We start from the raw sequence: 15,119 nt of genomic DNA on the forward strand, positions 1-15,119 counted from the left end.
TTTTTACACTGTTGGTAACACTACTATTAGCCTAAGTAAAAAAACGCGGAGGAACCAAGCATTTGGGGTGAATCACTATTAGTGTAGGTTAGACCTTTTCCGAACCCGTCAGCTAACTCCGTAGGCAAAAGGAGAGGATAGTATTAAAAAATTTGCTTTTTTGTCCTGTATTTTAATGTTACTCACAATATTACCTAGTTTAAGTGTAAACGGAGCGTCTTTAAATCCACTAGATTCAGAAGATAAGAATCTATATAATGAACAAATAGAGGCAGTAGCTGTGTTTAACAATGCAAACGACTCAATTTATGTTACTGACGACGATGTTTATTTAATGGCCCAAGTGGTATATGCTGAGAGCTGTGGTGAAACTTATAACGGAAAACTTGCTGTAGCTTCTGTTATACTAAATCGTGCTAACCATGCAGGTTTTCCAAAATCAATTTCTGGTGTTATTAATCAGAAGAATGCCTTTTCTTGTGTTAAAGAAGGGAAGGTATTTCATGGTGGTAAGGCGAATATAATTCCAGATTCTTCTAGCTACACCGCAGTATTAGATGCATTAAAAGGTAAAGATCCTACCTATAAGGCTGTTTTCTTTTATAATCCTGAGATAGCCACTTCTAAGTGGATGAAGGATATAAAAAAGGCCAACATAAAAACTATAGGAAATCATGTATTTTTTGTTGTTAAATAAAAACATGAAGCTAACCATTATTAAAATTAACGAGGGTTAGCTTCATGTTTTTATTTTTTGTCTAAATATGAAACTGCGCTAAGGGCAGCTACCAAACCTTCACCTGCCGCCTTAATATACTGATATGGTTTACCAACACAATCTCCAGCTGCATAGCATCCTTCTATATTAGTTTTCATGTTTCTGTCTACTTTTATATGTCCATCTTCTATTTGAAGGCCTGGCACTAACTTATCTGGGGATAAACTATCCCTTAACATGAAAACCCCATCTGTAATTATTTCACCATGTTCTAAAATTATCTTAGTTACTCTGTCGTCACCAACTATTTCTACTGGCTTGTGCTTTATTATCTCTACACTGGGGTTTAAATTATATTCACCTTTGTACATAGGAATATAATATGTTTTAGACGTAAGTTCACTTACATAATTAGTTTCTTCTTCACTTTCTTTGTTATACCCAACTATAACTACTGTTTTCCCTTTATATAATGGAGCATCGCAAGTAGCGCAGTACCCTACTCCACTTCCTAAAAATTTTTCTTCCCCTTTTAATGGTTTGCTATATTCTATGCCCGTAGCTAAAATTATTGATTTAGCTTCATAAATCTTATCATTAACCATCAGAGCAAAATATTCTCCCATAGCATAAACGTTATTTATTCTCTCAGGTATAATACTTATCCCCATTGCTTTTATATGAGATGCAAACTTGTTTTTAAGTTCTTTTCCTGTAATATTATAAAAGCCTAAAAAATTATTTACTTTTGGTGCTTTTACAAGTTTAGAACTTAGCTCTTTATTCCCAAAAAGTATTATGTTTTTATTTCTAATTTTAGCATTAATAGCTGCTTCAAGTCCCGCTGGGCCTGTTCCGATTATAGCAATATCATATCTTTCACTCATTATTTCCACTCCCTATCAAACTTCTATTATATTTGAAAATTATTATCTGTTACTACCTTTTTTATCTTATAATAAATAAAACAAAACAAAGATAGTTATTTAAATTATAAAAATTTAAAATAACTATCTCTAAAACATTTAATTTAATACCCAGATTATTTTACAATTTTATAAATGCTTTTGAATTATTTTCTTTATGTCCGCTTTAGGTCTAAATCCTACCATAGTATCTTTTACTTTATCTTTACTAAACACCATAACAGTTGGAATACTTGCAATTCTATATTTAGATGATGTCATTGGGCTTTCATCTACATTTATTTTTGCAAACTTAACTTCTTTACCCATTTCCTTAGCTAATTCTTCAATTACTGGACTTAACATTTTACAAGGTCCACACCAAGGTGCCCAAAAATCAACTACCACTATGCTATCTGAGTTTGTAATTTCCTCTTTAAAATTTTTATCATTAACTTCTTTAATCATATTATTACCTCCAGTTTTTATACCCCTATAGGGTATACTTTATACTATTATTGTATACCATATTATGTGACTAGTCAATACGATATATTTTAATTTTTTTTAGAAATCCACAATGCTTTTAACTATACTGTTATTATACTCTGAATCAGGAAACTGTTTAGCCAGTTTTTTCGCATAATCTTTTGCACTATTTAAATCTACATCTTTATTTATAAGAATAAGATTATATAACGTCTCTTCAGTGTAAATTCCACTAGGGAACTTATCTAGAGTGTATTCATAGTATTTAATAGCATTTTCGAAATCCGAATTACCTTTGTAACACAGTGCTAACATATAAATAATATGTTGGTCCAAATAATTATCTTTAGAATAAGGCAAAGCGTATAAAAAATATTTCTGTGCCTGCGTATAGTTTTCACTATGCATATAGCTCATACCTTTCTCATAAAAATATACTATTCCATCCTTTTTAATGATTTTTTCACCTTCTGCCAGGAGTAGTTTATCATTAATTTCTAAATTAGCATACTTTGCATCTTTCCACAGGTTTACATATTCAATTATTTTCTCCATATTGTTGTTTTTTATACTCTCCACAAATTGCTCTTGTGAAAATTTCTCTTGAGTATCCGTTTTTACTTCATTTACAATTTCTACTTTGTCTTTATTCTTATTTAACTCTACTTTCGGTTGTTCTTTTTTTATAGCAGTTGTTGAATCATTATGTACCTTGGGCCAATATGTTTTACCTAAGAATAAAATAGTTATAGCTAAAAATATACTCCCAGCAATTATAAAACTCTTTTTATAATCTATATCCCGTTTTATGTTACCATATTCTATTAATGTTTTTTTATTTGTAATAGCCTGCATATTTTTTTTATCTACTTTTAAAACTTCGTTTATATGATGTAGTGATTTATCATATTCTCCACATTTTATGTAACAAAGACTAATACTGTTATTCACGTTTATAAAATTAAAGTGACTATTTTCACATTGTTTTAGTATATCCAAAGCTCCAGATATATTAAACTCCACTATTAGATCCAAGGCATTGTGGTACAGATGTAATTTCTCCACATCTTTTATACTATCCTTTAGGTATTTTTTCGATACTTCATCATGGTTTCTTTTATAATTTATATTCCACATTTTTTTAGCGTTTTCTAAGTCACCTTTTAGATAATATAAAATACCTATTAAATTTAGAGCTGCAGCGTTTGTAATATTTATAGCAATACACTTTTCGCAAAGAGCTATTGATTTATCTATATAGCCATCATTATATTTATTCATTGCTTTTACATATATTTTTCCTGATTTATCCACGTTCTCACCTTTTATTTCTTATTATTTATGCTTAACCTATTATAACATAAACTTTAAAAAGTATATATTACTACAAGTTCATTCACTTCGCTGAGTAATTCTAAAATAATTTTAATGAAAGATGCTAAAAAGTACAAACTCGCTTTCCCCTTAGTATTCCTCATGGGGACACAACAATTCTCAATTGTTGTGTGCTCAGACATGTACTTTTCTTAACTGTTAAAATTAAAGAAATTATTTTTTCTCTTCACTTATAATTTCCATATCTACTGGTTTAGAAGGTTCTAGCAAGGTCATTTTACCCACGGCACTATGATAAATATTATAGTTATCATCCTCATATATTAAAAGTTGAAGTATTAAATCATTTTTAACTTTTTCCACCGTAACTATTTGTTGTTTTTGATCTTTAACTTGATATAACGGAGTAAACTCGCCTTTATTAACATCTAAACTATATACGTCAGAGCCCCTAGCTACCGTACCGTATGCATATCCTGTAACAACTATTAAATTATCATTATCCCACCATTCTATATTTCTTGGTGTGTATTGTGCATCATTATTAACAATTTCGTGTCTTACTATTTTATTAGTTTTTATATTTTTGATGTAAATTACATGTAACCCAAAACTATCATCTTGTTCTCCGCTTACATCTATAGCCGCGGAATTTTCGCCATCAACAGAATTTTTCCAAACCATATTATAATCCGGAAGCTCCTTATTTGTGACCACTGTACTCTTAAACTCCATTAGAGGATTCTCATATTTAAGAGCATTCTTATTATTTACTATATCCTCTTTGGCATTGTCTTGGGTGCTTTTTTCCATACTAGTTCCATCACCTATATCTCGATCTGCCTTATATAACGCTGTTTTATTTTCAGCTACACTTCCACTCTTATAGGCCTTCCCTGGAAAATTATTCAATAAAATTGGAATGAATACTATCATAGCTATAACTGCCACTGCATAAGATAAATACTTGTTCTTATATCTTTTAAAATTATATAAGATCTTATTTGATGTCTTTTTACTATATCTATTTTTATCTATTGCATTAATTATATTCGTTCTTGAGCTATTAAACTCAATACCCTGTATTGATAAAGCCATCTTAAATGATGAATCTATTCTAGACTCTTCTTCATACATCAGCCTACAGCTTTCACATCCATCCATGTGATTCTCTAGTGCAATTTTAAGATCATTTGAAATATTTCCTAATACATAATCCTCTAATCTGTTTTTAAATATATTACAATTCATTGTTCACACCCCTTTTCCACTTTAGAAATGAAAATTTTGAAGTTTTGTCTGCTCTTATAATATCTACGTTTCACATTAGATTCTGTAATTTCTAGAATTTCAGCAAGATCATGAAATGTTAGATTTTGCGAATATCTTATAATTAATATTTGCCTATCTATCTCACTCAAACTACTTAAGTAAGCTTCTATATATCCTTTAGTTTCCTTAAATTCTGTTGCCTCTTCTGGTGACATCTCTTTTGATGTAACGTTTGGTATATCTTCTATGTTCGACTCATACACTCTTTTATATTTACGTATGTAATCAATACATTTATTTTTAGAAATTTGAAGCATCCAATTTAAAAACTTATGGTTTTTATCATAAAGATATAGCTTGTTATATATAGTAATAAATACCTCTTGAGTTATATCCTCTGCTGCTTCTTTATCCTTTATCATGTTATAAATAAATCTCAAAACTATAACTTCATACTTATTAACTAATATATTAAAGCTATCAATATTTCCGTCTAATATGCTTTGAATTAGATTTGAGTCTTCCTGCACTTTCATCCCCCGCCCCCCTAAAATATATTTTATTCCTACTTTCTATACGTTTTAAAAAATCAATAGTGATAAAAAAAGTATATATTACTACAATTGCGTCTCACTTCGCTAAGTAATTCTAAAGCTTGTTCGAATGCAATTTACGTAATATATACTTTTCTAACCGACTAAACGATGCTTTCGAGTTCTAAAGTTATCCACAATTTAAATTATAAAATGGATTCATCCACAGAAATAGTGCACTAATGTTTATAAGTACTGAAATATTCCTCTACTAAATTAAAAAATACAGTTACCGCTAGGAGGTCTGCTGATCCTCCTGGGCTTATATTTTGTTTTATAAATTCACTATCAAGGTTCTCTATTGCATCTTTTCCAATTTTTGTAGTCATTCCGCCTAAAGAAATTATGTTAGTTGCCTTTTGTTGTACTTCTTTTAATGTTTCCATTGAATGTCTGTGAAGAACATTAGAATCCTCACAATACTGCATAAGAGATACAAGTGTATGAATTAACCTATCATTTAAATTCAAAGATTTATTTTCTTTATACACCAAAGTAGCGTAGTCAAAAACAAGTGGAATACCTTTTTCTACTTGACCCCTTATTCCCTCTATTTTATATTTTACAAATAATTTTTCTCCATAGCTTGTGGCTTTATCTTTATTCATATAGATTAGTTCATTTTGAACAAGCCCTCTAGTCATTTTTCTTATTAAGTCTTGTATTTCACTGAAATTTTTCTTATCATAAATAGCTTTGCTCACAGCTGCGCAGCTAATACCCAAAAGAAAAATCATGCCTTTATGAGTGTTTACACCCTTAGTACCTATAAACATTTCATTTTCTGCTTCTATTCCTATATTTCTAATGGCCATAAATATTTCTTTAGGAGTTTTATCTGAGTACCCCTCCTGCGCAAATAAAACCATATACCTACTTAGAATAGAGGTACTTTTAATAAAACAGTAATGATCCATATCCTTGTGAGCTCCTTTTGATATAGAGGATACTAGTCCAGGTGACGGATATGCAGCCACTTCACATAGCATCGCCTCTATTGCATAGCCTGCTATAATAAAAGCTTCTTTTGATATTATATATTTATTTCCCATAAACTTTCTCCATATATTCTGTGAACCTTATTTTAATAAATTCTTCCACTTCTTTTTTACTATGCTTTTCACTTCTTACACAATTATGAGCTATGTCATCGCATAAAAAACATTTTCTCATACCTAAATTGAAATCACTACGACTAATACCTCTACCTGACCCATCATATACATCTATGTCTACACATCTTCCTAAAGGGTGTTTTTCTTCTACACCCAGCGTAATTAATTTTATATCTCTTGCGTTTTTGTTTATAGACATGATCACAAGGGGACCTTCTGCCGTTGTTGTAATTATTTTATTATGAATAGACTCACAAAAAGTTTCACAAATAGCGCGCTCTATAACTTTTGTTATCCCTTGTGAAAAACGGTTATCTTTGTTTATACCCGGATAGTTAACCCTAATAACCAGTAGAGGCATTTTAAATTGTTCCAATAATTTTTCTTGATATTCAATTCTTCTTTCTCTCTCTAAAAATATATCTTCTGCTGTATACATATTATATTAATGTGGAGAATCGCTAAACCTTATTTCCCCCATTATCTCCTTTCCTGCTTTAGTATTTAAAAATTTCCATGTTGAACTAGGAACTATATTTTCAATTTCTGATATTTTATCTTCTTTAATAAATTCTCTAACCCTTGAAGCACTTATAATATCACCCATTAAAGCCTTTCTCTTTACTTCTACAACCTTTACTCCATAGGTAGGTAGTATTCCCTTCAAAGCGTCATTATAAGCATTTGTAACTTTACAATAAGGCTCTTCTCCTATAAATCTTTTTGTTATATTTAACGTTTCACAAAAATATCTTCCAAAAATTGTTGCATCAAGTGTTGTATACGCCTTTAGTCTTTCATCTTCCACTCTTAAAAAGTAGGATGGGAAAGTAGCAGCTGAAATTATATACTCGCCGCCTTTTATTACTTTCACATTAGGCAGATGAGAAACGCCTTCTTTAACCATTGCATATCTATAGTTAAATGGAAATGATGATTTATCTTCTTCTACTATAAATACTAATACCTCTTTACCTTTTGATGCAGCTTCTTCTATTAAATACTTGTGCCCTAAAGTAAAGGGATTACAATTCATAACTAAAGCTGATTTTTCAGTGGTCTTATCTATATTATATTCCACTTTCATATCCTCTAGTTTTTTTCTTATATCATATATTCCACTCTCAAGAAGGGCTACATTTTCCACTTTCTGTATGAGGTTGTACCCAAGAGACGAAAATATATCTATGTTTCTTACCTTAGTAAATATAAAACTATGATAAATTTCTTCCTCAAAAAGCCTATCCGATACTGCTCCCATAAGCATAGAGGATACCCCTTCTCCTCTTAAATCATCTGATACTGCAAAGCACTTAAAAACACTTTTAGCTTTGGAACAAGTGGCCTTAATTTCACCGCTTTGCCTAATAACTATAGTATAATCTACGTTATCATCAAGTTCTAACTGGAATGTTCGCAAAAAATCTTTTACTTCTTTAACTCTATCTTCATCTTTTAGATTAATTCTTTCAACGTTAAGTTCATACATACAAAGCCTCCAACTGTTAAATTACTTATTATATATATTATATATTTATTGTTACACAAAAGCTAATATATATATAGTTTTACCATTACCACGTTTTTTACAATAATAAGTAAAATAAAATAAAGCTGAAAATTTTATTTTCAGCTTTATCCTATATCTTATAAGGGTTTTCTAACTACATCAATTACAGAACCATCTCTGTATTCTATAACTGCAACTATTTGATCTGATAGTTCGATTGCCTTTGGTTTACCTGTCATATTTTCAGCTATTTCTTTAAGCTTCTCAATAGTCATTATAGGAAGATTTGTTTTCTTTAATTTTTCGATTATATCCTGTCTTCTTGGATTAACCGCTATTCCTCTTTCTGTTACAATAACATCAATGCTCTCTCCTGGAGTTGTTATAGTAGTTACATTGTCCACTATAATTGGAAGTCTCGCTTTCGTGAGTTGCGTAACAATTATTGTGAGCTTAGCTCCTGCTGCTGTATCACTATGTCCGCCTGAGCCACCCATAATAGCGCCATCTGATCCAGTAGTTACATTAACATTAAAGTTAGTATCTATTTCTGTAGCACCTAAGATAACTATGTCCAAGTTGTTTACAACTGCACCTTTGTTATTTGGATTTCCATACATTGAAGCAGACATTCTTTGATGTTTATGAGTACTTACATAAGACTGCACTGCCTGTAAATCAAAACACTGTACATCAAATAAACTTCTGAATAGTCCCTCTTTAAACATATCTACAATATATCCAGTTATTCCGCCTGATGCAAAGCTTCCTTTTATGCCATTCTTTTTCATATAAATTCTAAGTTCTGCAGCTACAGCTAGTGAAATTCCACCCGCACCTGTTTGGAAAGACATCTCGTCTTTAACAAGACCTGTTGCTACCATAGCATCAGATGCCATTTTAGCTATTTTAAGTCCTACCGGATCCTTAGTAATTTGTGTAGTTCCAGATACTATTCCAGCTGGATCTCCAATGGAATCTACTTTTACTATATAATCTACATATATCTGACTAATTTCTATTGGGCAAGTTGGGTAGGGAACTAAATTATCAGTTATTGCTACAACCCTGTCTGCATACTCGGCATCTGCTACCGCATAACCTAGTGCTCCACAAGCCGACTTACCATACAAACCATTAATGTTTCCATAAGTATCTGCTGTAGGGGCTGCAATGAAAGCTACATCTATATGTAAGTCGCCACTTTCTATTGCCCTAGCACGTCCACCATGGGTATGCATTGTCACTGGTGTTTTTAATAGTCCCCTTGAAATTTCTTGCGCCACAGGACCTGACATATAATTTGTGTATATTTTAGTTACTACACCATTTTTTATGTGCTGAATAAGTGGTGAATGATTTGGGAAGATAGAACTTACTGCAACAGTAATGTTTTTTATACCTCTAAATGCAATAGCTTCTAGGACTAAATTTAGTACATAGTCACCATTTCTTAAATGATGATGAAAAGATACAGTCATCCCATCTTTAAGTGCTACCTTGTCTAAAACTTCCTCTATGCTTTCTAAAACTTTTTTATCATTTGGAGTTACTGAATTTACTTTTACTTCCCTTTTTACTTTCACGCCATTATGCTTAAATGCACCTTCAAAAGGAGTCACCGTGCCGTAGCCTTCTATGTATTCGGGTATTTCTTTTCCTAATATATTTTTCATTAATATCACCTCAATTAACTAAAGTAGCAAAACTCACAATTTTTAAATATACTCTTATACAAGACCTAAAAGCTTTGCAAGTTCTACTGTATTTTTAGCTCTATTTATAACTGGCGCATCTACCATCTTACCATCTAAGGAGAATACTCCTTTTCCTTCACTTTCTGCCTCTTCCATAGACTCAAGAACCCTCTTTGCGTATTTTATTTCATCCGTTGTTGGCGCATACACATCATGAATGGTATCAGTTTGTCTTGGATTTATGGCAGCTTTACCTGTAAGACCTAAGCTTTTAGCTTTCCTAGTGTCTTTTTCTAAACCTTCAAAATCATTGGTATCTGTAAATGGAGTATCTATAGAATCCACCTTCATAGCTCTACATGCAACTGCTACTCTATTTCTTGCATAGAAGACTTCTTCGCCTTCTTTTGTTCTAACAATTCCTAAATCTGAAGTCAAATCCTCTCCTCCAAGTAAAACCGCTACTATTCTATCAGAGGATTTTATTATGCTATAAACATTTTCAAGGCCGTAAGCTGTTTCCACTATGGGAATTAATTTTATACTTCCCTTTTGAAAGCCTTCTTCTATTTCAATCTTTATAAGCATTTCATCTATAGCTTTTAGTTCTTCTTCTGTAGCCTTTGGTATCATTAATGCATCAGGTTTTACCCTTGCAATTACATCAATATCCTCCATGGCATATTCAGTAGTAAATGGATTTACCCTTACTACTAGTTCTACATTACTATAATCTACAATTTTCATTGCTTCTCTTACCAAAATTCTAGCGCTATCCTTCTCTGTTAGACTTACAGCATCCTCTAAATCTAATATAATTGAGTCTGCACCTAAAATTCCTGCATTCTGAAGCATTCCTGGATTATTTCCAGGCATAAAAAGCATTGTTCTTCTTAACCTTTTCATATTAATCACCTCTTACTGAGCCCTTTTTGTGGCAGTTTCTATTCTAGCTTTTATTGTATAATTTAATGCACCTTTATCTTGTGCAGTTACTATAACATTTTCTACTCCAAGTTCCTTAAATTCCTCTAGCATTACTCTTTCTATTTCTTGTCCAAACTGTTTCATAACGATACTTTGAAGATTTATTTCAATACCGCCCTTAGGGTTTGGCATTAGCATTACATATATATCGTTAGATTCCATCGTTCCAGCTTTGGATGGTTTATTTATTTCCATGGTATCACCTCACACTAACTTCAGTTATATTTATTTTAAACTTTCTAAATAAGCATTTTGTCCTTGTTCATATAAATTGTTACCTTCACTATCTATTATTACAACTATAGGTAAATCTTCAACTTCAAGTCGTCTTATAGCTTCAGATCCTAAATCTTCATAAGTTACTATTTCTGCTTTTTTTACACATTTGCCTATTAGTGCTCCTGCTCCACCAATAGCTGCAAAATATACAGCACCATTTTTAATCATGGAATCTACAACTTCTTGTGATCTAAGTCCTTTACCTATCATTCCTTTTAAGCCTTTTTCTAAAAGCTGTGGTGCATAAGCATCCATTCTATAACTAGTAGTTGGACCTGCTGATCCTAATGCATTTCCAGGTTTCGCTGGAGTTGGTCCCACATAATATATAACTGCATCCACAACATCTATAGGAAGCTTTTCTCCACTATCAATAAGATCAACTAGTCTTTTATGAGCTGCATCCCTAGCTGTGTATATAACTCCAGATAATAGAACGCTATCTCCTGCTTTTAGATCCTTAATTACATCTTTAGTAAGTGGCGTAGTTATTCTTTTTTCCATAACATTTCCCTCCTTATTTGCTATCACCTATGGTACTATAATTCTGCTTTCGCATGCCTTGCAGCATGACAATTTATATTTACTGCCACAGGTAAACCAGCTATATGGGTTGGATAAGTTTCAATATTAACACCTAAAGCTGTTGTTTTTCCTCCAAACCCTTGAGGTCCTATACCTAACTTATTTATTTCTTCTATAAGTTCACTTTCAAGATTTGCATAGTAAGGATTTGAATTTGCTTTATCAATTTCTCTAACTGCTGCTCTTTTAGCAAGATTCGCCGCCTTATCAAAAGTACCACCTATTCCTACTCCTACAACTATTGGTGGACATGGGTTAGGTCCAGCTTCTTTTACTACTTTTAAAATAAATTCTTTAACACCTTTAAGCCCATCTGAAGGTTTTAACATTTTAATTTGGCTCATATTCTCTGAACCAAATCCCTTTGGAGCTACAGTTATTTTGAATTTATCTCCTACAACTATATCATAATATATAACTGCTGGAGTGTTATCATTTGTATTCACTCTATTAAGGGCATCTTTAACCACTGACTTTCTTAAATATCCCTCTTCATATCCTGCTGCTACACCACTATTAATGGCGTCCTCTAAGCTTCCGCCTATTATATGAACATCTTGCCCAATCTCTATAAAAACACAAGTCATTCCTGTATCTTGACACATTGGCATTCTTTCAGTAGCTGCTATATCTGCATTTACTAAAATCTTATCTAGAACACCTTTTGCTATGTCCCACGTTTCCTTTTCTCTGGACTTTGATATTCCGCTTTTCATTTCATCTGGAAGATAATAATTAGCATCTATACATAATTTTTTAATGGTTTTTGTTATTTCAGATACATTTATTTCTCTCATTGTTATTCTCCTTTTTGTTTCAATATGGGAAAAGGCAGTTTAAATAAACCGCCTTAAAGTAACCTCCCAAATTTTTCTTTCATTTATTTTTTTCTATTAACTAAAGCTACAACTCTATTCATTTCATTGTTTACTATCATGTATCCTTCATCTACGCCCATACCTGGTTTAGCAAGACATTGATCTGCCCCACAACCCATAGCTATGTTTGTGCAAACTTCTGCGGATCTGTTAGTTTCATTACATGTTCCACCAACGTATGCTCCAACTTTTAGTTTTTTACAATACAATACTGCTTCAATTATATTGTTAACTCCACCTAAATCTGGAGATTTTATTTGAAGCATATGACCTGCTTTCTTATCTCCAAATAATACTACGTCTTCATATGTGTTACACCATTCGTCTGCAACTAGTTCTACATTTATTTTTCTATTATCGAGTTCAGCAGTTAATGCAGCTAGTGCTTCAACTTGTCTTTCTCTGTGCTCAACATCCATTGGTCCTTCAATTCTAAGCTTGAATGGTTTAGCAGCTTCTTCAAGAGTTGCTATATAATCTGCCTGAGCTTTTATATCATTATTAAAAGCAACTCCGATTGTTCCATATACATCTATGTGGAATATTGGATTATAGTTTTTATCAGTTCGAAGTTTTAATACTCTAGCACTTAACCACTGAACATAAGCAAGTAATTTCTCACCCTTAAGTCCTAATTTTTCTTCTACATTGTTTATTAATGCGTGAGGCATTACGTCTGCACCTTTTATTATCATTTTATCTGCACTATTATATCTATCATCACCTGATTGTGTGAAAATATCAATTCTCTTAATATCTACGCCTGTTTTGTATTCATCACGTACAACTTCTGCCATAGTTACTTTTTTAGCTTTTGCTACAGCATCAAGGATAGCTTGAGTTACTCCATATCTTATTGCTGTATGAAGTCTTTTACCATTAACTTGCATATGGTCAAATTCTTCTGCCATTTCTTTAAAGCTGTTTAGTTCTCTACCTATTAATTTTGGTACTATTTCTTTTTCTATTATTGGTATAAAATCTTTTGCAAGGAATAATGGATCTCTTCCGCCTGCTCCAGAATATTGTACTGCTGCACAATCTCCGTAAGCAACCTGACCATCTTCAAGTATAATCATTACTGATATTGATTCTCCCGCTTGTCTAATCGTTTTAAATCCTTCTGTTACTGGTTTACCTACGTATGTAAGACCATCATGTTCTGCTCCAGCTTTTATAGCTCTTTGGTCATCAAAATAAAATCCAGTTCTTCCTGTTGAACATACTACATCAATAATTTTCATATTAAACACCTATCCTTCTTTAAATTTGTAATGCGATTTGATCATTTGTTTATTTTTTTTCTGGTCTTCCTATAAGTACTCCTTTTCCTACTGCAAATATATCATCTATAGTCATTTGAAAACTTATTTCTCTATTTTCAAAATTGGCTCTTTCTGAAAGTTTTCTGGTATTGAAATTTATAAGTTCCTGTGTAAATGGAACATTACCGAATTTTAAGTATCTTATTGCTCCTTTATTGTCTCTTGCAGGCATCATTTTAGCAGCATTATATTTACTTGGTGCAAATGGTACATCAATAATTCCCATAGCAAATCCTTTAACAGATCCTATTGCTAAATCACCTTTTCCTATTTCATATATCTTATCTATCATGCACTTTGTTTCAGCTTTAATTACTTCTATCTCTGTTTTAAGTTCTGGAGACATTGGCATTCTTTGACCTTGTAATAAGTTTAAAGTCATCTTTGTAGCTTTTATTCCTTGAGCATTCGCTTCTTTAGTAGGAATTCCTATAGCTTCATGAGTAGTTTTAACTATTACTTTTGTTGCTCCAGCAAGTGCTGCTGTTGCTGATCCTGTGGATATTACACCATAAGCCTTTGCTTCATCTGCTGGGAAGCCTCCCATCCATTGATGCATTACTGTTGTTAGATATATATCACTATATCCATTAGCTTTTAAGTACTCGTTACATTGTTCTTCTAAAGCTCTTATAGCTGCTACGTCTTGTATTAAGTTTCCACACTGACCATATCCAACTGTTATGTTTTTAACTCCTTGCTCTGCTGCAAGTAAAGATTCAATTATTGCAATTGCATTTGATGTACTAGGTGGAACTAATGTTCCAGTAAGTGGTCCATAAGGTTCTCTGTTTATTGATATCCCATTTTCTTCATAAAATCCAACAAGTCTATCACAATACTGCCAATCTAAAATTGTTTTTGCTAAAGTTACACTTTTAGCATATGGAATATTATAAGAAATACCTCCACCTTCATTTGATGTCCAACCAGAAGCATGAGTAATTTCGGCGAGTAGTCTTCCATCTGGAGTTCCATGTCTTGCTTCCAATGGAACATTTACTGCTTCAAAAACTTTTCTACAGCCTTTTACACCATGATTAACTCCTGGAAATCCGTTTAAAAGAGATCTTCCTGCTTTTATGCTTTCTTTAATTCCTATTTCACATTCATCATATCTATTTTGTCTTGTATAACTATCTATTGTTGATGGTAGTAAATCTGCTCCACCTACTTGCTCTAAGAAGTTTAGAAGTTCAATATGAGTTTCTACTAATGCAACACCAGCTCTTGGTTGTGCTAATGTTATGCCTTCTTCTTTAGCTTTTATTAATTTTTTCGCGAAATTTTTGTGAGCAGGAATCTTCTTATTGTATTCTATAGCTTCTTCTAGATCCACTTCTTTTCCTGTAGGCCATTGGTTTAATACTTCTTTTCTAACCTCAAAGAACTCATCATTGGTCCATTTTTGATTTTTTAATTCCATTGGTA

At 32.1% G+C, this 15,119-nt stretch carries 16 protein-coding genes and 1 riboswitch; of the genes, 1 reads left to right on the top strand and 15 read right to left on the bottom strand.

Annotated elements, in window-relative coordinates; all coding sequences use genetic code 11:
• Positions 1–18 precede the first annotated feature (18 nt).
• Positions 19–141: riboswitch (cyclic di-AMP (ydaO/yuaA leader) on the top strand.
• A 34-nt stretch (positions 142–175) separates the two neighbouring features.
• Positions 176–697, top strand: a complete 522-nt coding sequence (locus ACREWB_RS18130) for a cell wall hydrolase (protein ID WP_431548879.1) — start codon at positions 176–178, stop codon at positions 695–697.
• A 50-nt stretch (positions 698–747) separates the two neighbouring features.
• Here the strand turns inward: ACREWB_RS18130 and ACREWB_RS18135 are convergent, their stop codons facing one another.
• The 15 genes from ACREWB_RS18135 to ACREWB_RS18205 form a co-directional block, all read right to left on the bottom strand.
• Positions 748–1,605: an NAD(P)/FAD-dependent oxidoreductase gene (locus tag ACREWB_RS18135; protein WP_431548880.1), complete on the bottom strand. Its 858-nt coding sequence runs from the start codon at positions 1,603–1,605 to the stop codon at positions 748–750.
• Positions 1,606–1,773: 168 nt separating this feature from the next.
• Positions 1,774–2,112, bottom strand: coding sequence for a thioredoxin (trxA, locus tag ACREWB_RS18140; protein WP_431548953.1), 339 nt, complete (start codon positions 2,110–2,112; stop codon positions 1,774–1,776).
• Between the two features lie 78 nt (positions 2,113–2,190).
• Entirely contained in the window at positions 2,191–3,426 is a 1,236-nt protein-coding gene (locus ACREWB_RS18145; protein WP_431548881.1) for a tetratricopeptide repeat protein, read from the bottom strand.
• Between the two features lie 234 nt (positions 3,427–3,660).
• Positions 3,661–4,698, bottom strand: coding sequence for a DUF4652 domain-containing protein (locus ACREWB_RS18150; protein ID WP_431548882.1), 1,038 nt, complete (start codon positions 4,696–4,698; stop codon positions 3,661–3,663).
• A complete protein-coding gene (locus ACREWB_RS18155) occupies positions 4,695–5,255 on the bottom strand; it encodes an RNA polymerase sigma factor (RefSeq protein WP_431548883.1) in 561 nt (186 codons plus the stop codon). Before ACREWB_RS18155 ends, ACREWB_RS18150 begins: the two co-directional genes overlap by 4 nt.
• A 236-nt stretch (positions 5,256–5,491) precedes the next feature.
• A complete protein-coding gene (gene citG / locus ACREWB_RS18160) occupies positions 5,492–6,364 on the bottom strand; it encodes a triphosphoribosyl-dephospho-CoA synthase CitG (protein ID WP_431548884.1) in 873 nt (290 codons plus the stop codon).
• Positions 6,354–6,866 (bottom strand): citrate lyase holo-[acyl-carrier protein] synthase, encoded by a 513-nt coding sequence (citX, locus tag ACREWB_RS18165; protein ID WP_431548885.1) that lies wholly within the window; start codon positions 6,864–6,866, stop codon positions 6,354–6,356. The genes citG and citX overlap by 11 nt, the downstream gene beginning before the upstream one ends.
• Before the next feature lie 6 nt (positions 6,867–6,872).
• Positions 6,873–7,916, bottom strand: a complete 1,044-nt coding sequence (citC, locus tag ACREWB_RS18170) for a [citrate (pro-3S)-lyase] ligase (RefSeq protein ID WP_431548886.1) — start codon at positions 7,914–7,916, stop codon at positions 6,873–6,875.
• A 158-nt stretch (positions 7,917–8,074) separates the two neighbouring features.
• The gene (gene citF, locus ACREWB_RS18175) at positions 8,075–9,613 is read right to left on the bottom strand and encodes a citrate lyase subunit alpha (RefSeq protein WP_431548887.1); all 1,539 of its coding nucleotides are present in this window, start codon (positions 9,611–9,613) and stop codon (positions 8,075–8,077) included.
• 54 nt (positions 9,614–9,667) lie between these two features.
• The gene (locus ACREWB_RS18180; protein WP_431548888.1) at positions 9,668–10,540 is read right to left on the bottom strand and encodes an HpcH/HpaI aldolase/citrate lyase family protein; all 873 of its coding nucleotides are present in this window, start codon (positions 10,538–10,540) and stop codon (positions 9,668–9,670) included.
• Between the two features lie 12 nt (positions 10,541–10,552).
• Positions 10,553–10,816 (bottom strand): citrate lyase acyl carrier protein, encoded by a 264-nt coding sequence (gene citD, locus ACREWB_RS18185; protein ID WP_431548889.1) that lies wholly within the window; start codon positions 10,814–10,816, stop codon positions 10,553–10,555.
• Between the two features lie 30 nt (positions 10,817–10,846).
• Positions 10,847–11,404: a Fe-S-containing hydro-lyase gene (locus tag ACREWB_RS18190; RefSeq protein ID WP_431548890.1), complete on the bottom strand. Its 558-nt coding sequence runs from the start codon at positions 11,402–11,404 to the stop codon at positions 10,847–10,849.
• Between the two features lie 35 nt (positions 11,405–11,439).
• Positions 11,440–12,282 (bottom strand): fumarate hydratase, encoded by an 843-nt coding sequence (locus ACREWB_RS18195; RefSeq protein WP_431548891.1) that lies wholly within the window; start codon positions 12,280–12,282, stop codon positions 11,440–11,442.
• Positions 12,283–12,365: 83 nt separating this feature from the next.
• Positions 12,366–13,607, bottom strand: coding sequence for a methylaspartate ammonia-lyase (locus ACREWB_RS18200; protein WP_431548892.1), 1,242 nt, complete (start codon positions 13,605–13,607; stop codon positions 12,366–12,368).
• A 49-nt stretch (positions 13,608–13,656) separates the two neighbouring features.
• The gene (locus tag ACREWB_RS18205; RefSeq protein ID WP_431548893.1) at positions 13,657–15,114 is read right to left on the bottom strand and encodes a methylaspartate mutase subunit E; all 1,458 of its coding nucleotides are present in this window, start codon (positions 15,112–15,114) and stop codon (positions 13,657–13,659) included.
• Positions 15,115–15,119: the final 5 nt, after the last annotated feature.

Origin of the sequence: Clostridium sp. (genome assembly GCF_050717635.1) — a bacterium.
Taxonomy (GTDB): domain Bacteria; phylum Bacillota; class Clostridia; order Clostridiales; family Clostridiaceae; genus Clostridium_AD.